22 protein-coding genes and 1 pseudogene are annotated in these 23,793 nt (G+C 41.9%); 14 read left to right on the top strand and 9 right to left on the bottom strand.

Going from position 1 to position 23,793, the window contains the following annotated elements:
• Positions 1 to 76: 76 nt before the first annotated feature.
• Positions 77 to 1,522 carry a serine hydrolase domain-containing protein gene (locus QSH61_RS13535; RefSeq protein WP_206473272.1) on the top strand — a complete coding sequence of 482 codons (1,446 nt, stop codon included), beginning with the start codon at positions 77 to 79 and terminating at the stop codon, positions 1,520 to 1,522.
• 174 nt (positions 1,523 to 1,696) lie between these two features.
• On the opposite strand, the gene QSH61_RS13530 is transcribed toward QSH61_RS13535, so the two are convergent.
• Positions 1,697 to 2,293, bottom strand: coding sequence for an acyl carrier protein phosphodiesterase (locus tag QSH61_RS13530; RefSeq protein WP_206473274.1), 597 nt, complete (start codon positions 2,291 to 2,293; stop codon positions 1,697 to 1,699).
• 154 nt (positions 2,294 to 2,447) lie between these two features.
• On the opposite strand from QSH61_RS13530, the gene QSH61_RS13525 reads away from it, so the two are divergent.
• Complete coding sequence (locus tag QSH61_RS13525) at positions 2,448 to 3,029, top strand: YqaA family protein (protein WP_102057285.1); 582 nt, start codon at positions 2,448 to 2,450, stop codon at positions 3,027 to 3,029.
• Positions 3,030 to 3,035: 6 nt separating this feature from the next.
• Here QSH61_RS13525 and QSH61_RS13520 read toward each other — a convergent pair whose 3' ends face one another.
• The 3 genes from QSH61_RS13520 to QSH61_RS13510 form a co-directional block, all read right to left on the bottom strand.
• The gene (locus QSH61_RS13520; RefSeq protein ID WP_206473276.1) at positions 3,036 to 4,094 is read right to left on the bottom strand and encodes a hypothetical protein; all 1,059 of its coding nucleotides are present in this window, start codon (positions 4,092 to 4,094) and stop codon (positions 3,036 to 3,038) included.
• 64 nt (positions 4,095 to 4,158) lie between these two features.
• The gene (locus QSH61_RS13515; RefSeq protein WP_206473278.1) at positions 4,159 to 5,643 is read right to left on the bottom strand and encodes a tetratricopeptide repeat-containing sulfotransferase family protein; all 1,485 of its coding nucleotides are present in this window, start codon (positions 5,641 to 5,643) and stop codon (positions 4,159 to 4,161) included.
• Positions 5,644 to 5,697: 54 nt separating this feature from the next.
• Positions 5,698 to 8,145, bottom strand: coding sequence for a TonB-dependent receptor (locus QSH61_RS13510; protein ID WP_206473280.1), 2,448 nt, complete (start codon positions 8,143 to 8,145; stop codon positions 5,698 to 5,700).
• A 339-nt stretch (positions 8,146 to 8,484) separates the two neighbouring features.
• Between QSH61_RS13510 and QSH61_RS13505 the strand changes: the two genes are divergently transcribed.
• The 4 genes from QSH61_RS13505 (at position 8,485) to QSH61_RS13490 (ending at position 12,475) form a co-directional block, all read left to right on the top strand.
• Positions 8,485 to 8,949: a CreA family protein gene (locus QSH61_RS13505; protein ID WP_102057281.1), complete on the top strand. Its 465-nt coding sequence runs from the start codon at positions 8,485 to 8,487 to the stop codon at positions 8,947 to 8,949.
• 131 nt (positions 8,950 to 9,080) lie between these two features.
• Positions 9,081 to 9,254, top strand: coding sequence for a hypothetical protein (locus QSH61_RS13500; RefSeq protein WP_157782802.1), 174 nt, complete (start codon positions 9,081 to 9,083; stop codon positions 9,252 to 9,254).
• Between the two features lie 410 nt (positions 9,255 to 9,664).
• Entirely contained in the window at positions 9,665 to 10,351 is a 687-nt protein-coding gene (locus QSH61_RS13495; protein ID WP_010606242.1) for a hypothetical protein, read from the top strand.
• A 255-nt stretch (positions 10,352 to 10,606) separates the two neighbouring features.
• Positions 10,607 to 12,475, top strand: a complete 1,869-nt coding sequence (locus tag QSH61_RS13490; protein ID WP_206473282.1) for a DUF885 domain-containing protein — start codon at positions 10,607 to 10,609, stop codon at positions 12,473 to 12,475.
• A 104-nt stretch (positions 12,476 to 12,579) separates the two neighbouring features.
• On the opposite strand, the gene QSH61_RS13485 is transcribed toward QSH61_RS13490, so the two are convergent.
• The 3 genes from QSH61_RS13485 to nfsB all read right to left on the bottom strand — a co-directional run bounded on the left by QSH61_RS13485 (position 12,580) and on the right by nfsB (position 15,934).
• Positions 12,580 to 13,641, bottom strand: coding sequence for an endonuclease/exonuclease/phosphatase family protein (locus QSH61_RS13485; RefSeq protein ID WP_010606244.1), 1,062 nt, complete (start codon positions 13,639 to 13,641; stop codon positions 12,580 to 12,582).
• Between the two features lie 133 nt (positions 13,642 to 13,774).
• On the bottom strand, positions 13,775 to 14,887 hold the full coding sequence (locus QSH61_RS13480; protein ID WP_010606245.1) for a M35 family metalloendopeptidase: 1,113 nt from the start codon (positions 14,885 to 14,887) through the stop codon (positions 13,775 to 13,777).
• A 387-nt stretch (positions 14,888 to 15,274) separates the two neighbouring features.
• Positions 15,275 to 15,934: an oxygen-insensitive NAD(P)H nitroreductase gene (gene nfsB, locus QSH61_RS13475; protein WP_174169925.1), complete on the bottom strand. Its 660-nt coding sequence runs from the start codon at positions 15,932 to 15,934 to the stop codon at positions 15,275 to 15,277.
• 96 nt (positions 15,935 to 16,030) lie between these two features.
• Between nfsB and QSH61_RS13470 the strand changes: the two genes are divergently transcribed.
• Positions 16,031 to 16,942 carry a LysR family transcriptional regulator gene (locus tag QSH61_RS13470; protein ID WP_174169926.1) on the top strand — a complete coding sequence of 304 codons (912 nt, stop codon included), beginning with the start codon at positions 16,031 to 16,033 and terminating at the stop codon, positions 16,940 to 16,942.
• A 2-nt stretch (positions 16,943 to 16,944) separates the two neighbouring features.
• Here QSH61_RS13470 and QSH61_RS13465 read toward each other — a convergent pair whose 3' ends face one another.
• Positions 16,945 to 17,793, bottom strand: a complete 849-nt coding sequence (locus QSH61_RS13465) for a sterol desaturase family protein (protein ID WP_206473284.1) — start codon at positions 17,791 to 17,793, stop codon at positions 16,945 to 16,947.
• A gap of 121 nt (positions 17,794 to 17,914) precedes the next feature.
• Between QSH61_RS13465 and QSH61_RS13460 the strand changes: the two genes are divergently transcribed.
• The 6 genes and pseudogenes from QSH61_RS13460 to QSH61_RS13435 all read left to right on the top strand — a co-directional run bounded on the left by QSH61_RS13460 (position 17,915) and on the right by QSH61_RS13435 (position 21,878).
• The gene (locus tag QSH61_RS13460; protein WP_174169928.1) at positions 17,915 to 18,883 is read left to right on the top strand and encodes an AraC family transcriptional regulator; all 969 of its coding nucleotides are present in this window, start codon (positions 17,915 to 17,917) and stop codon (positions 18,881 to 18,883) included.
• A 140-nt stretch (positions 18,884 to 19,023) separates the two neighbouring features.
• Positions 19,024 to 20,121: pseudogene (locus QSH61_RS13455) on the top strand (ISAs1 family transposase).
• Between the two features lie 152 nt (positions 20,122 to 20,273).
• Positions 20,274 to 20,816 carry a putative 2OG-Fe(II) oxygenase gene (locus QSH61_RS13450; RefSeq protein ID WP_206473286.1) on the top strand — a complete coding sequence of 181 codons (543 nt, stop codon included), beginning with the start codon at positions 20,274 to 20,276 and terminating at the stop codon, positions 20,814 to 20,816.
• Between the two features lie 10 nt (positions 20,817 to 20,826).
• The gene (locus QSH61_RS13445; protein ID WP_206473288.1) at positions 20,827 to 21,318 is read left to right on the top strand and encodes a glycine-rich domain-containing protein; all 492 of its coding nucleotides are present in this window, start codon (positions 20,827 to 20,829) and stop codon (positions 21,316 to 21,318) included.
• Between the two features lie 37 nt (positions 21,319 to 21,355).
• Entirely contained in the window at positions 21,356 to 21,535 is a 180-nt protein-coding gene (locus tag QSH61_RS13440; protein ID WP_206473290.1) for a hypothetical protein, read from the top strand.
• A 220-nt stretch (positions 21,536 to 21,755) separates the two neighbouring features.
• Entirely contained in the window at positions 21,756 to 21,878 is a 123-nt protein-coding gene (locus QSH61_RS13435; protein ID WP_206473292.1) for a transposase, read from the top strand.
• A 250-nt stretch (positions 21,879 to 22,128) separates the two neighbouring features.
• Here QSH61_RS13435 and QSH61_RS13430 read toward each other — a convergent pair whose 3' ends face one another.
• Positions 22,129 to 22,542 (bottom strand): helix-turn-helix domain-containing protein, encoded by a 414-nt coding sequence (locus QSH61_RS13430; RefSeq protein ID WP_206473294.1) that lies wholly within the window; start codon positions 22,540 to 22,542, stop codon positions 22,129 to 22,131.
• 211 nt (positions 22,543 to 22,753) lie between these two features.
• Between QSH61_RS13430 and QSH61_RS13425 the strand changes: the two genes are divergently transcribed.
• Complete coding sequence (locus QSH61_RS13425; RefSeq protein WP_206473296.1) at positions 22,754 to 23,725, top strand: transposase; 972 nt, start codon at positions 22,754 to 22,756, stop codon at positions 23,723 to 23,725.
• The last annotated feature ends 68 nt before the right edge of the window (positions 23,726 to 23,793 follow it).

The raw sequence follows: 23,793 nt of genomic DNA, 5'->3' as shown, positions 1-23,793 counted from the left end.
TTATACTGTTATTCATTCACGGCACATTTATCAATGTGTAAAGTGAGTGAATAACGATAATAACAAGGGAAATATCATGTCGAAACTATTGTACTGCGCCATATTTTGCTCGTCTTTGCTAAGTCAGACATCCTTCGCCACTGACTCGGCCCAACATCAAGTTCAACAAGTTGCACAAAATCTTTTACCTAGAGTTCAGTTAGAAGGCCAAAAATATAAACCTGTAGATTTGCAGACGCGTCTTCAAGAAACGCATTTGCCGGGCTTAAGCCTTGCCGTGATCAAAGATGGTAAAGTGGTGTGGGCTGAGGGTTTTGGCATTGCAGATAAAAAGCAAAATCGAAAAGTGACTACTGAAACGCTGTTTCAGGCAGGGTCAATTAGTAAGCCAGTTGCTGCGCTTGCGGTATTAAAGTTAGCGCAAGATGGTAAAGTCGATTTAGATGCTGACGTTAATCAATATCTCACTTCTTGGAAAGTACCAACGAACGAATTTACCAAAGCCAATCCTGTTACTTTGAGACAGTTAATGACTCACACCTCGGGGCTCACTCAACATGGTTTTCCGGGCTACGTGCGTGGTAGTAAAATTCCAACTGACGTTGAAGTCTTAATGGGTAAAGGCAATACCGACTTAGTGACGGTTGACACTTTGCCAGGTAAAGCTTGGCGCTATTCTGGCGGTGGTTACACGGTAATGGAATTGCTCGTGGCAGATGTGACAAAAATGCCATTTGAAGAGTATGTCCAGCAGGCAATTTTAACTCCGCTAGGGATGCACAATAGTACCTATGCGCAACCATTACCGAAAACGCTATGGTCAAAAGCCAGTGCTGCGTTTGACGATAAAGGCGAGCAAGTTGAAGGGGACTGGCATGTTTATCCAGAACAAGCCGCGGCTGGCCTTTGGACCACTCCGGTGGATCTCGCTAAATATATTATGGCCGTACAACAAGCGTATGCAGGCAATACCGTGGGGCCCATCACACCAGAGCTGGCGAAGCAAATGCTTGAAGTTCATCATGACGTATGGGGTTTGGGACCAGAGCTTGAACAGCGAGAGCAAGGGCTTGTTTTCACCCATGGTGGTAAAAATAAAGGCTTTAGCAATCGTTTTGAAGCATTTGTGGAAAAAGATGAGGGTATGGTGTTGATGTCCAATGGCGACTCAGCGAGTACCGTATTTGGTGAGCTTCGCATTGCCATCAGCGAACATTACGGCTGGAATTTTATACGCAGTAAAAAGATAACCGCGATTACATTACCTGAGGCACGCGCAAAGCAATTGGAAGGTCTGTATGCTTATGAGAAAGATCATCAGTTTAAAATGAAAATCACCCGAGAGGGGACGCGATTTAACGTCTTAGATATGGCCCGTGACAACCTGATGGCCTTTGTTGCCACAGAGGAAGATACCCTGATTGAGCTTGAAGGGGGCGCAGATGTCACCATTGAAACGAATGATAAAGGTGAGATCACCGCGGTGATTTGGCGTGGCCTATATCGTTTTGAGCGGATTTAATCGGAAGTTTCACTTCAACGAGTAGTCTGTCTCTGGTATTGGTATAAAATACACCTAGCGTTTATGTACCGTTTTGACTGGTTAGATAGCAGCCAAAGAACAGGTGTCCAGCGGGGTGGCAGCCCTTCCTGGCAACCTTGCAATCGAGTTGGTATTGAGTAACACGGCGACAGTTTACTCTATTTTCTGGTGCTCTATGGATTGCTGCCTTATGTGCTCAACCAACTGCGGAAAAAAGGTTTGAAATCCAGATTCAAGCTGGTGGTAGTGCTCTTTTATATCCACTTCAGTGCCTGAAAATTGGTTTTGAAAACGAATACGTTGGGCGATGTTATCGAGTGCATGACCCACACCAGCTACGGATTCATAGGTGGCAAACCAATCATTTTGTGTCATTGCGCTAACGACTCGTTGCATGTGCGCAGGCATGATGTGCAAGTTATCGTGCAGCAATGAAAAGCTCTGACGTTTAAAGTCATCAAGCGAGGTGCTGTGATATTGCTGCCAGTGCTTAATCAAAAAGTGGTCATATAACACATCCAGTGCAATGCCTGCAAAGCGACGACGCGCGGGCGAAAAAAGTTGTTTAGCAGATTTTGTTATCGTGTGGCTATCAGTAAATTTATCGACTTGCATATGTGTTTGTAGACCAAGTTGCACAGGTTTGGGCAGTACTTGTATATTCACGCCTTTTTGAAAGTCACCGAGCAAGTTGCCAAAGTGCGATGCGGCAGTTGGTTTGGCAAAGTACAAATGCGCCAAATAATTCACAGAAACATCCCCCAATAATTCACTCTAAAACAGAGTATCGCATTTGTCCGCACATACAAATACCAGCATATATGAATAACCATTTAATTCAGGAAGGAGAAACATAGCTTAGGCTATGCTTGTCTCCATTACTCAGAACATCAGGGGAAGTGTGATGGCGCTAACGGCTGAATTGAAGCAAAAGACCAAGCGATTAGTAGAATCAAAAAATATGCTCAAAGGGATCACGGTTGCCTCTTTTTTAGAGTCAACCATCGTGCCTATTCCGCTTGAAGCTGTGATGGTGCCGCTAATGCAGGCGAGGCGAGAAAAACTGTGGCTAATTGCGCTAATGGCGACGGTTGGATGTGTGATTGGTGCCTTATTTGGTTATGCGTTGGGGTACTATTTATTTGATGCAGTGGGGGATTCCGCTATTGAGCTGCTGTCGAGCCAGTCTCAGTTTGAGCAAGTGAAAGCGCAGATGCAAAGTCAGGGATTTTGGTTTGTGTTGACCTTAGGTATTGCGCCAGTACCTTTTCAGATTGCCATGTTAGCAGCTGGCGCCACAAAGTTTTCACTATTACAATTTCTAATTGCAACCTGTATTGCCCGTTCACTACGTTATTTTGGCTTGGCGGCGGTCGTTTACTTTGCTGGTGATCAGGCTGAAAAGCTAATTAAACAACATAAAATAAAAGCCGTTATTCTCACAACGGCAATTGTGCTGCTCGCATGGTGGATAACTAGTCGCTAGTAGGGCCTAGTATTTTCTATACAAAAATTTTGATTCATTTTGTGAGCGTGCAAAAGCGAGTAAATCATCGCTCAGTGTTAGTGGCTCTGACACCAGCATTTGATACTGTTGATAAAAGTTATGAGGGGCTCCGGCGCGCTCAAATAATGCGAGGGCTGCTTTCCCTTGTCGAGCATACTCTCTGTAATCTTTGGACTTATTCAGCAGTTGAATATAAGCAAGGTAAAAAGGCTCAAACTCAGCATGTCTTGCAGAGCCTGTATGCTTTAACATGAGATCAATGTTATACAGCAGCTCGCTTTGGTGCTGCATTGTCTCTATTAATTTATTTTGATCTTGGCGGATCATTGAGGCTACTACTCGTTCTTCAAAGTTATTCAGTTGCTCTGTCACTGTGTGATGAAGCTGTATAAATTGCTCCGCATGTATGGTACTTAATTGCTGCTGAAGGTTGCGCAAAAGCAAACTCTCCTGCTTACCTAGTTGTTCAATTTGAGATTCAGCCTCCGTCAGTACAGTTTGGTACACTGCATTGTGCTTTTTACCTTCAGTAATAGCAGCAATCTGCTTTCGAATTGCTTGAATATGAGCGTTGATCAGCGACAATTTCTGATTGACGTCGATTATGTTCCATTTACTAGGAGGTTGGTTAAAGAAGCTCGTGAGTGCAATTTCATGCCGGTTTGGCGCAGAATGTAACTTTACCAATGTATCAATCAGCTCCGTCAGAGGATAGTCGGCAGATAAGGTGCGCAGCAACGTATCCGCTTGTAGTGAATTGTTAAGTGCTTTTGATTGCGCGGCTTTTATCTGAGCCGTAACGATATCAGCGTTTTCATAAGCAATTTGTGCGTCTAGTAGTAAAGCTGAGGCATTTTGTGTTTCTTGATATAAGCTTTGCCATGTGGCGCTGTCGTATTCACTGAGTGTCTTGAGCGCCTGTGCTTGTGCTTCTATGTCTCTTTGCTGTTGAGCTTGTGTGAGTGCTTGCTCGGTTTTTGTTATTTCGACCGGTGTACAAGCCACAAGTGTTGCGAAACAGAGAGTAGGGAATAGTTGCTTCATATCGTTATTGTTTTGTATTCCTTTTGTCTAACGTTAGCATCATCACTGCAATGGGGCAATATTCCTATATTGGGTATACATTTCGATATTTGTCCACACTTGCATTGTTCAATGGTTGTCTGATCTGCATTTTGCTGGCTGTCGCTGAGTAATAACCCTGCTTATAAAAGTGAAGTGCATTGTCTTGCCAATCCAACTCGAGAAATTGACAGACTTCTCTCATCACAGCCTGAGGCATTTCTACCAGCGATTCATAATTCACAAATTTAATTTGAGTCGGATGTTTTTGTGCGGCATCTTGCAAAAACGCATAAGTATTATCATACATAGCTTGAATATCTTGCATCCGGTATGAGTAGCCATGAAAGGGGCTATTCGTTTGATATAATTGACGGAAGTTTGCGATACAAGTATCTGTTCTGTCTCGTTTCATCACGACAAATTTCGCGCGTGGAAACGCCTTTGCAAGCAAATCGATAAAGAAAAAATGAAATGGTTGTTTGTCTACAAAACGTTGAGCACCAGCAACGGACTGCGCGGTGAAGAGACGGTATTGCCCAATGGCGTTAGCCTCTTTATAGGCGTGGCTGATATATTGAATATTACTGTCGTAGTCACGAGAAAACCTAAGTGCTTGGGGCAATACACTGGTTTCTCCCAGCGGTTGTAGCGACAATTGCGCTAAGATCTGCTCCATTAAACTGGTGCCTGAGCGTGGTAGCCCAATGATAAATACAGGTGCAAGCGTTTGCTCTGGAGCAAAATCAATAGGCTTGTCTAGAAGTTTGCCAAGTGCTTGAAAATAGCCAGTCATTTGTTTAGATGAATAGGAAACCTCAGCACTGACCGCTTGTTTACTGGCCACAAAGCTTTGCCATGCCTTGGGATAATTTTCCTGCTTTTCGTATTCGAGTGCCAGTGCATGGTGAAGCCGCTGTAATGCAAGTGGTGTAGTTTGCGCTGTTATTTCAGTTGCTAACTGAGCGATGCGAGTCGATGCTAATTCTACAGGAGTAAGCTCTGAGTAGGCTAACTGGCACTTTGCATTACTTGGGTTTGCTTGCACTAAAGAGGCAAGCAGCGTCCGCGCTTGTGCTAATTCACCAGACATCTTTAAATGCATTGCATAGTTGAGCGCGATTTCAGGACTGTGTGGTGAGCGTGTATAGGCATGGTTAAAATGCCAACCAGCGTCAGTATATTGGTTTAATCTCAGTAAGATATTTGCGAGGGTATCGTGCTCTGACCCCGACAATTGTGTGTTACCTAGTAAATGCAGAATATAGCGCTTTGCCACTAATGGTGCTTGGGTAAAAAGCGCAAGTTTGGCAGCACTTAGGGAGTAAAGTGCGCAGGGAAATAAACTTAGGCACTTGTCGTAAATTTTTAGTGCTTTGCTGAGGTTACCGAGAGCGATATTCAATTCGGCCAATAAGGCGTACGCGTGGTGATCGTTGGCATTGGTATTAATGCGAGCGACTAATGCGTGATGCGCCGCTTGAAATTGACGCTGTTGAATATAGCTTTGGATCTGATTGTATGATGTCATCGCAACGTATAGAGAGTGAAGGTAGCTTCACTCTCTATTTTAGTTTTTTGCTGATTATAACTCAAACTGGTAGTTAAGCTTGACCCCAACGGTACGAGGTGTTGTGACATAGTGTCCGTACACACGCTGCTGCTCTGGCAAGGCTTTGTTTAACGCCGCGAATTTAGCTTCACCAGCCCAAGACTTGTCGCGTCTTACCGAGGTGAAAGCAAATTTGTCAAACAGGTTGTCGACATAAAAAGTGACGGCCCATTGCTCGCTTGAAAGCTTCGCACTGAGGTTAGACAAGGCAAAGCCTGGTAATACCTCTCCGTCCGCTTTGAGTCCGACTTTCGTGTATACGTCACTCTGCGCGGTTACTCCATAATTAACGTTAAGCATTTTGTCGTCGAACACTTCCTGCTCGTAGCTTAAACCGAATGAAAACTGCTGTTTTGGGGCGCCAGGTAGGCGGTCGCCATCTGTACCGTCATAGTACGGCTGGTAAAGCGCGATTTCTTCAGCGCTATAGTCACCTTCTTTGAATACCGCAAACAGGGCCGGTGCATCATCAGTTAGCTGTGCTTTTGCATAAGAATAGGTTGCATACACCGTCCACTGGTCGTTCAACATAGCCCGGGTTGACAACTCAATCCCACTAGAGTTTGCAGATCCAGCATTAGAGGTAATGATCTCTTGGCCGTTTACCGTCACAGATGAGATCTGTGCATCTTCCCAATCAACACTGAATAATGCGGCATTAAAATGTAGCTTGTTATTCAGCCATGTAGATTTTAATCCCAGCTCATAGTTAGTGGTGGTATCTGGTTTATAGCTAAGCTCATGCGGCAGTGCACAGATGATTTGTTGCTCAGGTAGTGTTTCTGGACAGGACTCCAAACCGTTGCCACCGCCTAACCTAAATCCTTCACTGACAGTGAAGTACGTCAGCAGTCCATCTTGCCAAGTGTAATTGGCATTAAACTTAAACAAACTACCATTGTCTTTGGCACTGACTTGTTCAAATGAAATTTGTTCGAGGCTTGGCAGGCCCCCAGAATAGAGCGGGGTTTCAGCCGCTGACTCAGTTTTAACATCATAGCGATAGAAACGAGCGCCCACTGTGATATTAAAATCATCTGAAAATGCATAGCCAATTTCGCCAAACAATGCTGACTCTTTGCTGGTGGCATTGGTAAGTGCAATATACTCAAGGTCTTGCTCAATATTGTCGATTTCATCGCCCCAAAACTCCGTAAGTCCTGGCGTGTACTCTCTATCGTCCGAGCTAATTTCTTGTTTACTGTAATATACCCCAGCAATCCAATTTAGCGCGTCATCCCCTTTAGAGACTAAACGGAACTCTTGGGTAAAAGTGTCTTGATCTGTGGTGTCTTTGGTCAATGCGGTGAAACTAGGAAAATCCGCATAACCCGGCCAAATATCATAAAGTAGATCGGTTTGATCTCGTTGGCCTTGTTGTTCTTTACTTGACCAACCGGATGCCGAAACTAAATCAGCAAACTCTAAATCGGCGTTGATTTCAAGGCTAAGCAGGTCGTCTTCTTGTTCGTTAGGTTCAAGCACGCGATAGGCTGACTCGTATGGTTTGATCGTATCGGCAAGCGGGTGCTGTGCTGCAAGGCTTTGATATTGTGAAATTGAGTTAGCGCCATTTTCTTGCTTCTGGTGAAAATAGTTCAGCGTGGTATCGATATTCTCACTCACCAACCAACGTAGAGAAACCCGTGTGGTCGTAATGGTCTCATCATTTGCATCCGCAACTGCGTTGATGTTTGCTTTTACATCCTCAGCATTGGACCAATCAGGATCTGGGTTTGAAACGCCAGCTTGCTTAACCACATAACTGTAATCCATAAAGCCGGGGTTGTGATAGCGGTTAATACTTGCACGAACGGCTAATTCATCCATCACTACAGGCATATTGAAGACAGCACCCACTTCATGACCATGACTGTCACTATCATTGATACTGAATAAATCACCACTTAGTTTACCCTCAATAACGTCAAGCACTGGTGCTTTAAGCATGGTTCTAATCGCACCACCTAGCGTGCCTGCACCGTAAAGCGTACCTTGTGGGCCAATCAAGACTTCAACACGTTCGATATCGGTTAGTCGCAAATCCACATTGATTGGGATTTCGCCGAGGTAAGTTGCCACGGTTCCCGAGTCAGAGGCACGTTCTGACGAATTAGTATTCAAACCACGAACAATAATAGGTGAACCTTCACGGCCACCTTGTTCTGTGATTGTCAAACCTGGGACCCATCTTGCTACGTCTTCAAGGTCGCCAATATTTTGGTCGCTCATTACATCGCTGTCGACGGCGGTAATGTTTAATGGCGCTTCTTGAACTGTGCCTGCGCGTCGAGTTGCTGTTACTTGAATTCGCTCAATTGACTTTTCTTGAGCCTTACTTTCTTCTGCTTGTGATTGATTAACAACAAAAAAACTCGAACTAACAGCTAGTGCGACTAAGCTTGGATGGAGCTTACTCATAAATGGTGGAACCTCAAATTTAGAATTAAACGTGACGAAATTTCAATATTTATAAATGGGTAAGTATGCAGGTAGCACATTTTAGTCCCGAGTTTAGAGAAAATTTCATACAGCTGGCGGTAAATAGACGGGCAATACTTTGTATTTACTTTAGGTAATTTAACCACCCTGAAACTGCGGCGCATGCTAACATGCTTATTCGTATTTTGTGAATAATTATTTTGATTTTTTGAATGGTTATTTCTTTATGGAAGACGGCTATTTGCGAAAATTTTTAAATAGCTTAGAGTATTAGCTCCGTATACTTCTTTTATACATCGATAATATTAAGGAAAAACAATGAAAAAGCTGATGTTTGCATTGTTGGCATCTTGTTCGTTACTCGGTTGCTCTGACAGTGAAGTTGGTGATGTATCTCTTGGTCTATTTACGCTCAAAGATATAAAACTAGACTCTATGGTTGACCCTGTTGTAACGGGCGTGACCTGCCATGTCGCGAGTGTTGAAGATAACTTGAGTTTTTCAGATCCTAGCGATAGCTCTATTTCTTGTCGTCAAACGAGCGAAATAACACCGGCAATGCTAGCAAATATAGACAAAAGCGATTCTGGTGAAGTGGTGTTCAAAAAATCAAAAAGTGTGTTTTTTAAAGCAATGAAAGTGAGAAGGATCTTTGATGCAAAAAACCAAACTTTAATGTACTTAGCCTATACCACCAAGGAAACCTCTGGCAGTTTTAAGCATAGCTTATCAACTGTGCCACTATGGGGAACTCAGGCTTATCAAGGCGATAAAACCAATTAACTCGAATGTTCGCTAGCACATAAACCCACACGCTTCGATAATTGCATTTAATGAGTTATTTTTTTGTTTGAATTAAACCTTTTTGCTCACGATTTCGACTAAGCTTAGTAGTGATAAGTTTAGGAGAAATCGTGATGTTAAAAACACGCTTTTTAGGGAAAACGGTCAATATTGCATTTGCAGTGATGACTGTATTGTTTGTTATTTTAACGTTAACAACTGATGCACATAGCATCTCATCTCAAGCTGCTCAGGTTGAGATGTTTAGCCAAGACGAGGTAATCTCTGAATCCAAATCTAAGTAAATTTGGGCCGTGATTTATCTTGTTTTGCTGATTAATGTCATTCGAAACGATGAAAATATAATATAAATATTGCGCTCGGCTCAGTCTCTGTCGCGCGTGGTGTTAAGTGCATAAATTTGCATGAAGTTTTTATAACATACATTCATGCTTCACTTACGCGCTGTATAGCGTATAAGCTCTAAAGCGCCATCTCTGACTCATCTCATTAATAGTCTTAGCTAGGCTGCCAGCAAAATTGTAATTAATTTGTTGCGTTCTCCTCAGTCTGCATTAGCTTTAATTAGGGACTAAGAAAAAAGCAGCGCAGTTTGCAATCGGATATTTGCAAGTTTCTGTTTTAAAAAAACTCGAATTTTAGCTGACGCACTCTCTATTCGTCTGACTAAAACGCTTACAAACAAGGAAGAAATATGGCACGCCAATTTGATAACTTTTATAGTCATGGGGCAATTAGCTTTAGTGACTTTGTTAATTGTGTTTCTAGCTTATATACAGGTCCAGCTTGCTTGGATGACAGTACATTGAGGCTGCTGGCTGAAATGTTGTATCGGCTATCGCAAAATAAGCAATTTCTCGCGGCACAAGTTGCGGGTAGTAGTAATTACCAACATCATGCGCGAGGGATGGTGGACAATGATGATCTATATGTACTTTATGAAAATAAACGACCATTTTTTAAAGTATGTGCACAGATTTGGCATCCAACGCCAAAGCGGGGAACTCAGCGCTGCTTTATTCCACAAGTGCGGGACTACAATTTTACGGCATTGACGACCTGTTATTTTGGCCCCGGTTGTGGCAGCAAGCTCTATCAATATGAATATAGAAAGGACTTACAGCAAGGCGACCACTGTGATTTGCAGTTTGGGCAGTTTTATCAATTTACCCCTGAATCTGTACTCTTTACCGAAGCATCGAGAGATGTGATAGCCCAAGCTTTACCCAAAAGTTTGAGTATCACCATCAGCTTACAGTTAGAGCAAAGGCCACATGCTTGCTTTGTGTTTGACAAGTCATCTGGTCGCGTGCAGCGCGTTATCGTTGAGTTACCGTCGCAATGCGCTAATACGCCAAAGCCCCTAGTGCTCGAAAGCTAAGCTAGTTTGTTGGAAAAAGCTCGGAAAAGTCAATTAATTCGCAATTTTCCGTCTTTTATAGCTGTAACAAAAACGCAAATATGTTACTTGTAGTTGCATCTATGAGAATAGCGTGAGCACTTTATTGCAGTCTCATATTCTTAATAAAGTGCTTATATCCATTTGCTTTTTCAAATTGGTATGACTATTCCATCAGCAGCCAGATCTGCACTGGTATTTTAGCTTTGACAACAACCTTAATGGAGCGGCGTAATAATGAATAAAATAAGCTTGGTAGCACTCTCTGTTGTGCTAGGTTTGAGCGGATGTGCTCAAGACAAGCCAACAACAGAAACTATATCTGTTGCTAAAACCACTGAATCAACTCTCTCTCGTGCAGAAATCGACAAAGTCGTAGAACAGTACACCAAGCAGTTTATTAACCACGAACCCGCACTTGCCACTTCGCTCAAATTATCAAGCAGTGAATATGGTCACTACGCCAATAGACTGCCAGATTACTCGGTTGTCGGTATGCAGGCGCTACAGGTGGATATGAACGCAGCCGCAGATAAATTAAAACAATTACAATCGGGCGTGGCGAACTCTGATGACTTGTTGCACCTTAAAGTAAATGAAGTTATTGCCCGTTATTATGCCGGCGATAAAGGCTTCTCAGCAGGTTATATTGATACTTGGGGCGGACACCTGCCATACATTGTTAACCAGTTGTCTGGCCCATTGCTGGATATTCCGAATGTGCTTAAAGACCAACATGGAATAGAGAGCGAGCAAGATGCAAAAGACTATGTTGCGCGCCTAAATGCCTTTGTTGAAGTCACGAAGCAAGTTGCAAGCAAGGTAAAAGCGGATGCCAATAAAGGCGTAATTTTACCAAAAGTATTATTTCCAAACACGCTAGGTTATTTAGATAACTTCACGGCGCCAAGTGGTACAGAACATCCTTTGGTTGCGTCGTTTAAAGATAAACTTGCGAATATTGATGGTATTACGGATAAAGCCGCCGCTGATTATGTTGCACAGGCAACACAAATAGTTGAGCAAAAGCTTTATCCTGAGTTTAAAAATGTGTCTGCGATTATGCACGCGCTAGAGAGCAAAGCGCCTGAAAATGTCGGTATTTGGGCCCAACCAAATGGCGAATCTTTCTACCAGCATGAAATCACCTATTTGGCGGATTCTGATATGAGCGCGGAAGAGATCCACCAAATTGGCCTTGCTGAGGTGGAGCGTATTTCAAAGCGTATGGACGAAATCCTTAAGCAAAATGGCTATTCACAAGGCACAGTTGGTGAGCGGATGAAGCTGCTCAATGAAGAGTCGAGATTTTTATATGCAGATTCTGACGAGGGTCGTGAAGCGTTATTATCGTTCTTGCGTGGTGAAATAGGGACAATTTTACAAAAAGCGCCAGATTATTTTTCTACTATTCCACCACAACCTGTTGAAGTTAAACGTATACCAAAAGCCGTGGAAGCAGGGGCACCAGGTGGTTACTACAACGGTCCATCGCTTGATGGCAGTCGCCCAGGGGTATTTTCAATCAACCTAAAAGACATGAAAGCAGTACCAAGCTTTGGGATGAAAACCTTAACGTATCATGAGGCGGTTCCTGGTCACCACTTCCAAATTGCGCTTAATATGTTGCAAACAGAAATCGGTTTGATGCGTCAAAATGCCTCATTTAATGGCTATGTTGAGGGCTGGGCGCTGTATTCAGAGCTATTGGCATACGAAATGGGGATGTATAAGGACGACCCATTTGGAGACTTAGGTCGTCTGCAAGCTGAGGCATATCGTGCGGCTCGATTGGTGGTTGATACGGGCCTACATTATAAAAAGTGGACACGCGACCAAGCGATCACGTATTTTGCTGATGCAACTGGTACGGCGATGAGCGATGTGGTATCGGCTATCGACCGTTATATCGCTTGGCCAGGACAAGCGCTTGGTTATAAGTTAGGTATGCTTAAATTGGTTGAGCTTAGAGAGCATGCTAAACAGCAACTGGGCGATAAGTTTGATATTAAAGCATTCCACGACGTGGTGTTGCTAAAGGGCGCAAGGCCAATGGCGCTTGTTGAAGAAGATATCAAGACTTGGATTAATTCTCTGAAGTCGTAAATACACTTTTCGGCTTGAAGTCAGTACGCGATACTGGCTTCAAGCTGATGTTATTTAAAAAACCTTATAACACTCGTTCATACTAACCGTACTTAAACTCACTATCATAATTTGCAATTCGGCTTTGCCACGGCATTTTCAATAATTTCTTTGCTGCGATGTATATCTTTCTTTTTCAGCTCAAGTCCTGCTTCATCTTCATTTTTGACCGGTTGATAAGCGAGTTTTGCATAAAGCGCAAAGTGATCTGACCCTATGTTGTTGAGCCTTTTAATATCGATCACTGTGAAATGGTGACTCGAAAACAAATGATCCAGCGGCCAACGTGCAAACGGGTACTGTGCATGAAAAGTGTTAAACATGCCTCGGCCAACTCTCGGATCAAGAAGCCCACTTATTTTCCTAAATAACCTCGTGGTTGGTGACCAAGCAACATCATTGAGATCGCCAGTGACGATGGTGGGCAGAGGCTCATTTATGACGCGTTTGGCGACAACCACCAATTCCGCATCTCGCTCAATGGCCGTTTCGTTTTCGGTGGGGCTTGGCGGTGCCGGATGCAAAAAATGGGTTTGGAGCATGATATGGGGAGCTATCCTGAGTTTTGCATGTATCGAAGGTACGCCTTCTTCAACGATATACTCACATTTTGCCTCGTCTAGCGGGTAGCGAGAATAAACGTGCATGCCGTATAAATTGGATTGTGGACATTTAACGCTGTAGGGCAGTATGTCCAACAATGAGTCTAATTGTTGCTCCCATATCTCATCACTTTCTAACGTGACTAAAATATCAGGTTGATGTACCCGGACTTGCTCCAGCAGCAAATTAAACTGTCGATTGGTTTGCAGTACATTGGCGGTGATCAAACTAATTGTGTGAGTATTGGTTGTCGCTTTTTTTACCTCGACAGGCCAAAGCGGGGTGTAGGGTAAAATCCACCACAGTTGAAAACTTAAACAACCTAATAGAGAAATGGCAGCAAGCGCGGCTACACTTTGAAGATTAAGATAGAAAATGGACAGCAGTAGCGTAAATGCGGTAATAACAACGAGCTGAAGCCGCGGGAACTCCATTGCTCTCACACTCCAATGCGGATGTTTAGCAAGTGGCAATAGCGTAGCTAGTAGGATAAAACCACACAGCGCGACGATAACCCAAGTCATGAAATTCCTCAGCAAATAGATGAATTTAAGAAGTATATTTCATGTTAGCTGAAATCGCTGTGAATAGCATCGGGTCTAGGCGCTTGCCTAAACCCGATACTCGTCAGGGATATCTATACCAAATAAGTCGAGATTAGTTTTGGTACGGAGTGTTTTCCGCAAAATATTCATGGCTGTCAGCATTTTGAATTGCTTGACTTGGATTTGAATTTGCTAAGTTTTTCGCACCAGATTGGCCATAAACGATGTCATCTGTACCTGCAACGGCATTAAAGTGGCTTAGCTCATGAACAATCGTGCCCGCACGTGAATCCGTACCTAGCTCATTTGCGCTCCAAAATGCGCGACATAGATATACTTTGTATGGTTGATTTGGGTATACATAAGCAAAGTATGATTTGTTACAACTACAGTCAAAAGTGAGATCTTGGTTGTCGATTGCATCATTGATTGCGTTGAAGTTAGATTTCACGGTTGCATAGCGGCTGCTTGTCGCTGCGCCAAACCAAGTTTGATAACGCGTAGACGGGTTGCTCGCTGAGTGGCTATTTAAGTAAGCAACAGAGTCATTAGTAATTTGGTCCGCAGCATTCAGTGCTGACAAAATACTGGTTTTTTCACTGTTACTACAACGACCTGTAAAACAAGTGCCATCAGTACAGTCTGCTGCACCAGCGACTGGTTTTGCGTTAACTTGGAGGTTACCTTTGCTTAATGCTACACCTTCAAGCCAAAGATTGACCGAATTTGAACTGAGTTCTGCTACATCGGCACGCATCATCGATTGCTGCCCCATCGTTCTTGTAGTCATGCTTGGGATTTCTTTTTTACCGAAAAGGTCAAATGATTCAACATCATAACTAATTTCGTAGTTACCTGGCTGGCTAAGATCATAAAGGCCCGAAAGCTCAAATGATTTAGTGAGCGTTTCGCCAGACTTTAGCTTGATAAAGTCAGCTTCGGTAGGAGCTGGGCGTTTGTAGTGAGGGCCAAAGAAATTAACTTCTTTACCATCACGCGTAATTTTAAAAATATGCTCTTCTTCGAGATCTGTATACCAGCTTAAGATTTTTTGGTTACCTTTACCCTGATTGGTGATGTTTAGCGTCGCAATAACATCGCCATTGCTTTTTGTGTCGACATCAACGCTTACCGCTAGGTCTTTATTCATTGCTTGAGCATTCAGTGATGCGGTTACGGCTGCTGCGAGTAACCCGGTAGATAGTGTGCGTGATAGTAGCTTCATTATTTCTTCCTGTTGAGGTTGCTACAGTCTCTCGGCTGGCAGGTACAAAACCAGTTGTGAGGACTGAGTTTACTTGTTGTCATTTCGTTATTTTTAAAGGTGAATTCACTCTTCACTTTTAATTAACAATAATATATTCGATGTTTCAAGCAGAATTTTCACAATAGAGCTAAAAAGTTTACATTAAAAAATTACCAATAATTTCAAATAACTGTAATGTTATTGAAAAGTATGGATAAATTTAATACAAAACTGAGGAAAGGAAAGTTGTGAATTTATTGTTTCATTCACATTGATTTACATTGTGGTGTTTGAAATGGTATTCCAACAGAAGCTGGAGTGGCACTGATGTTATCTAGCAAACCATTATCAGTGCCAAACTGGGTATTAGATTTCGGTAATGATATCGTCGATAGCAAGGCGAGATTTAGGCAATTTAGCATTAAAATCACCTTCGTCTCGATAGCCCAATGCGACAATGGCAAGGGCATCAAAGCCTTGCTCAGTTAACCCAAGTTCATTGCTGAGAATTTCAGCGTCAAAACCCTCAATGGGTACAGAGTCTATACCGAGTAGTGCAGTGCTTAGCAAAAATTGCCCAAGATTTAAGTAAACTTGCTTGCCAGTCCATGCTTTGATTGCTTCATCGCTGGTTTGATTTAAGCCGACAAAATAGCGACGGCCATTATTCATTTGTGCTTCTACTTCAGAGCCTTTTTCAAATCGGCCGTCGGCACTTTCTTTGGCAAGCACTTTATCTAAATGTGCATCATCTATATTTTGTTTTGCAGCAAATACAACAACATGTGATGCGTTAAGTACTTTGGCTTCATTAAATTTGTAATTCTCTTGTGTGCTTTTAGCCACCTGAGTTTTGCCTGTCTCAGTACTTGCGATGACGAAATGCCATGGCTGAACGTTGGTACTAGATGGGCTCAGCCTTAGTACTTGCTTAAGTAGCTCAATATCTGAATCACTAATTTTTTTATTAGGATCAAAGGCTTTTGTGGAATAACGATTGTGAATTGCATCGCGTAATGTGTACATAACAGACTCCTAAAATTGCTTTCAAGAGATAATAGGGTTTTACATAATCAATAAAAAGATGATAATGAGTTAAATAGTTTCAAAAATTTTTTGAAAATGAATACACAAGATTTAATCGTCGTGATGAAAACGGCTCAGCTTGGCAATATTAGTGCGGCGGCTGCGCAGTTAGATATGCAAGTTGCCACGGCGAGCGCTGCGATAAAGCGAGTGGAAAAGCACCTTGGCTTTCAACTTTTTGTGCGTTCTACGCGTAGCTTAAGGCTATCAAAGCAAGGTGAAACCTATTTGCCAATTTGCGAGCAGGCACTTGCGCTTTTGGCTGATGGCAAAAAGCAGGTGCTCGATAACGACAACGAAATTGACGGTGAGCTAAGGTTAACCGCTCCGTCAGATTTTGGCCGTAATATTCTCCTTCCTTGGCTAGACGAATTACTTGATGAATACCCCAAACTTGCCCTGAAGCTTATTCTTAATGATCACAATCTCGACTTTTATCGTGACGGTGTTGATATCGCGCTGCGCTATGGTGCGCCTGAAGACAGTAGCTTCTACGGCTTTAAAATTTGTGATGTGCCATTACTGCTTTGTGCCTCTACGGAATACTTAGAAAAACAAGGCACGCCAAAGGATCACGAGGAATTAAGCGAGCACCAAGGACTGTTCTTTTTGATCAGAGGCAGTAAGTTTGATACGTGGAAACTGACGAAAAATGAACAAACTTACAAAGTGGTGCTTAAAGGGCGTAGAACCAGTAATGATGCGGATGTGGTAAAGCGCTGGTGTGCGCAAGGAGCGGGTATTTCATTGCGATCCGCGATAGACGTAGCAGACCAAATAGAACAAGGTGTGGTGCAAAGTATATTAAATGACTATCGCGTTGAATGTAAGCCGCTGTGGTTGATCTGCCCGTCAAAGCAAATGATCAACCCAAGCGTGAGAGTGCTGCGCGATAAACTAAGAAAGTACTGCCAAGCGCTTGTAGAAAAGGCCGAGCGGTATAAATAGCTCTAGGATTTGGCAGAGTCCGTATTTTTTAGCTTGTCGGGTAAGTGGGTTGGATAACCAAACAGCGCCAACCATTTGTCTTTTAAAGTGTTTGCTTGTGAAAAGCGGTGGAACATATGACGCCACTGAGCAAAGTTAACATCTAAAGGGGTCTGCTTTGGTGCCGCACCTCTTATTCCATAACAAATTGGTATGTCTTCACGCTCCTCGATAAAGGTGCCAAAAAGCTTATCCCAAATGATCAGCACCCCGGCAAAGTTTTTATCTATATAGTCAGGATTACTGGCGTGATGGACTCTGTGGTGGGAAGGCGTATTAAAAATTCGCTCTACCATCCCTAATCGATTAACCGTTTGTGTATGAACAAAAAATTGAAAAGCTAAGTTGATTGCGACGATGGCAAATACCAAGGTCGGGGTAAATCCAAGAAGTATCATAGGCAGCCAGAACAGCCACATACCGACAATTGGGTATAGCAAGCTTTGGCGAAATGCAGTGGTAAAGTTCATGTTGTTAGAACTGTGATGGACCACATGTGCACTCCAAAGCCAGTGAATACAATGTGATGCGCGGTGAAACCAGTAATACAAAAAATCTTGCAAGATAAACCCAAAGAGCAAAGAGAAGAAATTTAATTCGATTGTGAATAAGGCAAATTGATGGAGCCAGTAAAAGAGCGGCATCAGCACAAGTAAAGCCAACGCGTCGCTGCCTTGATGTAGCAACGCAAGTAGGGCATTGAGTAATGAATCTCGCCAATCATAGTGTTCGTGGTGCTTGATATACTCCCAGGCAACACAAAGTAAAAAGACGGGACTGAGTGCCAGTAAAATTAGCGATACATCAATCATATATAGCTCCTTCTTTAGCCATAGCTTTGGTACTTTATATGCACTAGCGTAACGGGTTAGCCATTGACAATCCTGCCAAACTGCGCCAACAATTTGTCCAAATACGACAAAAGGAACTGCAATGCACTCCACTTCGTTTGTATATTTTTATAGTGCGTGGGTCTATCTTCATGATTATTTTACCGATGACAAGAGACTGCAAGGCGAGTTTGCTGAGCTGGTAGCGTCACGGCCTGAACGTGTAACACTCGTTGAGTACGAGCGGTTGCTTGAGGTAGGGCAGGAGTTAAGCGGCGATCCCTTAATTGGTTTTGAACTGGGTAAAGCCATTCAGTTGCATGACTATGGGGCGCTTGGCTACTTGGTCGAAACCAGTAAAGACTTGCAGCAGGCTATAGCCTCATTATTGCATTACGACGCAATTGTCGCCGATATTGGCCTCGCCGTATTCACAAGTGATAGTGACAATGCCAAGTTAACTTGGCAACCAAAAACCCCGCTGGGTAAGCAAGCCATTTTGCGTAATATGACCGCTTGGGTGAGCGCTGCAAGGCAGCTTTTGCGTTCAACTTTATCGCCTAACCAACTCCAGCTTAGCTTTAGCGTGTGTGGCCTAGAATTACAGCGTTTGCAAAGTTGGTTTGGCTGCCCCGTATCACAAAACTGCCCTGAAAATACGCTGTCGTTTCCGTTAGATTTTCTTACCATGCCAGTCGCTACCGTCGACAGCCTAATGCACGAACATATTGAGCAAGCGGTTGCCAAAAGCGTATCAGCGCTTTGTGATAATCATGATTTAAAAACGCGTGTTGCCAATTTACTGGCGGCAAAGCACTCACTGACTGGAGTCAACCAAGCAAGTATGGCTAAGGCATTAAACATGAGTGTGCGTTCGATGCAGCGTAAGCTAAAAGCACAACACACCAGCTTTAGAACCTTACTCGACCAAGAGCGAAAGCATAGATTTGAACAACTCATCGATAACACCAGATTGCTCGATATTGTAGACGCACTCGGTTTTACAGAGCAAAGTGCGCTCAATAAAGTTTGTTTAAAATGGTATGGGAAGCCACCGTCAAAGCTAAAGTGAAGAACCGAAGGTAGGTAAGTTTTGGTTTGTTAGTCAAATTCCCAGCTTCGGTGCAAATACAGGGCGGGATCGAACTTTAAATTGACGAGTATTGGGGTTTTATGATCTGATTGCGCATCGCAATTTTTTAGGCCGTTACAATGAGCATCATCACGCACTTAGAGTGGATTGAAGATCCTAGAACCGATGTAAATATCAAACATAATCTTGTCGACGTCTTGTTTTTAACTTTGAGTGCCGTGCTTAGTGGCGCTGATGGATGGAAATCAATTCAAGAATTTGGTGAGTTGCAACTGGATTGGTTAAGGCAGCATCGTCCTTTTGAAAATGGCATTCCAAAACGTCATTGTATTACTAATATAATCAGGGCATTAGTACAGATTCTTTACTCAAGGCACTGTTAAATTGGATTAATTCTCGTCGTGAAGAAGCTCAAAAGCCACACATTGCGATTGATGGGAAAGTACTTAGAGGTTGCTGGAAAGACAATGTGTACAATGCGCTAAATGTGGTTAGTGCATTTGATGTTGATAATGGCCTAGCCTTGTATCAACAAGCTGCGCAAAAGAAGGGCCAAGAAGGTCAAATTGCCCGTGATATCATTGACATATTAGCGTGTAAAGGTTGCATTGTGACGCTTGATGCTCTGCATTGCCAAACGAAAACGTTGGAGACGATTGTAAAGAATAAGGGCGACTTTATTATCCAAGTCAAAGCCAATCAGCGTAATTTACACAATGCTATCGCTGAGCACTTTAAAGCTCACTTATGACAGCATGGGCTCACACGAAGAAGCACAAAGCAATGGTAATGCCCATAGCCGAGTTGAAAGTCGTCTAGTTATGCAGCTACCGATTAAATTATCACAGAAACTCAAAGAGAAATGGCCTCATGTCAAAATGGTGATTGAGGTTGCAAGAGGTCGTAAATTAGGCGACAAAACCAGTTATACCTCCCACTTCTATGTCAGTTCATTGGCGGTAGAGCCAGAGTTAGTGGCAAAAGCAATACGCGAACATTGGCACATAGAGAATCGGCTTCACTGGGTATTAGATGTTGTTTTCGAAGAAGATAAGTTAAAGGTATCAGACCCCGACGGGGCGGCACACATCGCTTTGTTCAACAGGGTATGCTTAAACATAATTAGGCAACATCAAGGTAAAAAAGACAGTTTAGCAGCGAAAAGAAGAGGAGCAGCTTGGAACGGTGATTTTAGGACGGAGTTACTCTTTGGTTAATCTATAAGCAAAGTGGAATCCCACCCTGTCTTTTGAATACACAAACTTTAGGTGGGTGTCAGCACAAACTGTATTATTATATTTTTATTGACAGCGACTCAGATAAGAGGTACAAATTTATTAGTTGAATTCCTACTTAACTATTGATAGAAATGTTTATTAATGCACAGGTAAATTTTGATACAAACTTTGATTATTTAATTGATGAAATATATAAAGAAAAAGAAATTGGATTATTAATAGAAAGAAGTAACCAAGGTGGTTGGCACTCTGAATACAAACTTCATCTTTCAAAAAACAAAGCATTCATGAGTATATCGAAAGAAATATCTGAGATATCAAATTTCATATTAAAGAATAAGAAAAAAGTTAATCATACACTTGAATTAAAACAAATGTGGGCAAACATAAACAAAAGTGGTGATTGGAATTCTCCTCACAATCATTTAGATTCTAAAAATGAGAATGCTAAACCAGGATGGTCTGGAGTTCTTTATCTCAATATTGAAGAGTCTAAGATGGATTCTGGTGGTGATTTAATATTATTTTTTATAAATGAAAAAAACATCGTTGATAGATACTTCCATAAACCAAAGCAAAACCAAATGATACTCTTTTCTTCTGACACTCTTCACATGGTTACACCAAATAAGTCGAATGAAGACCGAATATCGATTGCTTTTAATCTAGTTTGAGAATTTTAAAATGGGAAATACTGCTAAAAGACCTATTCTAGATGAGATTTTAAATTACGAACATGATGATCTAGTTATTCGAATGGAAAATAAGTACAATCTAAGCCACTTAGAATCCTTGAGGATTTTTGGTTTGTTAAAAAAATTTTTATGGCTTTGCAATGAATCGAACTTTGATAAAGAAATGGAACATGTAGATATCATCATAGATGAGCCATTAACCATGATTGATGAATACTGGCACAACTTTATACTTTACACGAAAGATTATGAATCATTTTGTAAAAAATATTTTGGATACTTTTTACATCATAGTCCCACCTCTGAGTCTGATAAAGAAAAGTTCAAAGCGGAACATAAAAACCTAAGTGATTCAGATAGTAGGAATAAAATAATTGAAGAAAGAAGAAAAGTATACACGTATGTATACAAAAAATTAGGGGAAGAAACCTTTAAAGATTTTTACTTTGAATTACCAAAAAAGTACGTAAATAGATTGTAACCATAAAATTAAACACAAAACAAAAGGAGATTTAACAATGAAAAAAGACGTCAACGTAGAAGAAAAGAAAACCCAAGAAGATAAAATTGCTTCTAAAATTGAACTTGTTGAAGAAGCTTTACTAAGAAATGTTAATGGTTCTGGTAAGGAAGTGTGCACGAAAAGTTGTGCAGCAAAGAAAGGTCAAGAGTTATGCGGTGCAGGAGGTTGGGAATAACAATTAATAAAAAGACTAAAATTTAGTTGACATTTGCCATTTTAGTTAAAATCATAATTTAAAGTTAACTAAGGTGGCATTTCCTATAGAACAGGGTAAGAGCATACTTTGGTAACTAGTCGCCCCTGAAATCAATTTAATTTATTGAATTGTAACTCCCCCAAAAAATGAAACAGTTCATAAGTAGAATTTTCCATTAACTAAAATAGGAAAATTTACTATGAGAAAAAGCAAGTTCACCGAAACCCAAATTGTCAGCATGATCAAGGAAGCTGAGTCAGGTATTCCTGTACCAGGAATCTGCCGTAAACATGGCATCGGCCAAAGTACGTTTTATAAATAAGTTTGTGCTTATAAGTTTGTGCTGATAAGTTTGTGCTGACACCCACCTAAAGTTTGTGTATTCAAATACAGTTTGTGCTGACACCCACCTACATATTGACGTATTCTAAAAATGCCACTTAAGTTTTAATACTGAAATGTAGTGATAGGTGTCATCTTTTAGCCCTGTTCATAATCAATTCGTTTTATGTCGCAACCGAAAAAGCATAAAATCAGTTATTGAGGCTATAGTCTCGTATTATCTAGCTAATTTACCAATGCTTTTTTCGATCAATATAATACTTCATTGTCGAAAAAACATATGCCATTAAAAAAAATGCAGGTGTGGCAAAGATATCAGGTTTTACAACCCAAGTTAAGAAACCAAGAGATAAGCACAGAAACTCCATACTTAACACCTGCTTTCTTGCTTTTACACCCCAGAAAAACCATCGTATAAAAAGTGATTCTGATTTCCATAACTCTGAATTTTTGTCTATCACTATAATTTCCTCTTTTAATTTAGAAATATCTATTTCAAAAACAGAGGCGAGTGATTTTAGAGATTCAAGACTTGCTCTGTTGCCGCTTTCAATTCGTTGAATTGTTCTGGTACTTAAACCAGACATCATTGCAAGTTGCTCCTGAGACCAATTCCGTTTCTCTCGTAATTTTTTAACTATCATAAAATATCCTCTCCATCTGTGAGGAAAACTTAACTTAAAAACACTATTGGCGGCTACGAAATACACCCGACAGTGGCACGACAGTCTACAATTTAGCTACATGACGCTCAACAGCGTAAAATAAATCGCTGACACCCACCACTAATTTGCACCTTCTTAAGATTCCGCCTACGCTTTAATTTTGCACTCAAAGGATTGAGGAAACCAAACTATGGCAACTGCTCGTAAAAAACAAATCAGTTTAACCGACACCAAATATTATCACTGTATCTCCCGCTGCGTAAGGCGCGCCTTTCTGTGCGGTGAAGATAAATTTACTGGAAAATCATATGAACACCGCCGGGATTGGGTTGAAGAAAAGCTCCTGATGCTGGGCTCCGTGTTTTGTATTGATGTCTGTGCTTATGCCGTGATGAGTAATCACACCCACATTGTTTTATATGTTGATGATAAAAAGGCGAAACGTCTGTCTGATGAAGCGATTGTTATTCGATGGCACAAGTTGTTTAAAGGTAATTGGATAAGCCAAAAATTTATTGAAGGTGAGCCTCTTAGTAAGTCGGAACAATTGATATTCGACGAGCTGGTTGATGAGTACAGAGAAAGGCTCGCAGATATTAGCTGGTTTATGCGAGTGCTTAACGAAGACATCGCCCGCCGAGCAAATAAAGAAGATAATTGTACAGGCCGATTTTGGGAAGGACGATTCAAATCCCAAGCATTACTGGATGAGGCAGCACTGGCTGCTTGTCTAGCCTACGTAGACCTAAACCCCATTAGAGCCAAAATCGCCGTAACGCCTGAAACCTCAGACTACACCAGCATCAAAAAGCGCATCGACCACGCTAAGCTGGGCAAACAACCAAAAAGCCTACTACGCTTTGCTGGTAGCCCGCGAAAACATATGCCTAAAGGCCTACCTTTTGAACTCAAGTCCTATATTGAATTAGTTGAACTCACAGGCCAATGTATTCGCGCCGACAAGCGAGGCTATATTAACGAAGCACAACCCATTCTCACTCGATTAAATATAGAACCAGAGAACTGGATAAAACTCACCACGCAATTTTCACAGGTATTTCATGGTGCAGTGGGCCGAGAACGGACAATAACCGCTTACTGTGAAACACTGCAAAAAAGACGGCGGACAAACCTAACAAACTGCGAGCGTTTGTTGGCTTAGCAAAACTCACATTCTCAACGCTAGAATTTCTTACTGCTGTATTTGCAGCGCTTTGTCGTGCACGATAA

Source organism: Pseudoalteromonas sp. JC3 (genome assembly GCF_030291895.1).
In the GTDB taxonomy this organism is placed as follows: Bacteria; Pseudomonadota; Gammaproteobacteria; order Enterobacterales; family Alteromonadaceae; genus Pseudoalteromonas.
Note: the sequence above shows the minus strand (reverse complement) of the source record. Positions and strands in the feature narration are given on the sequence as shown.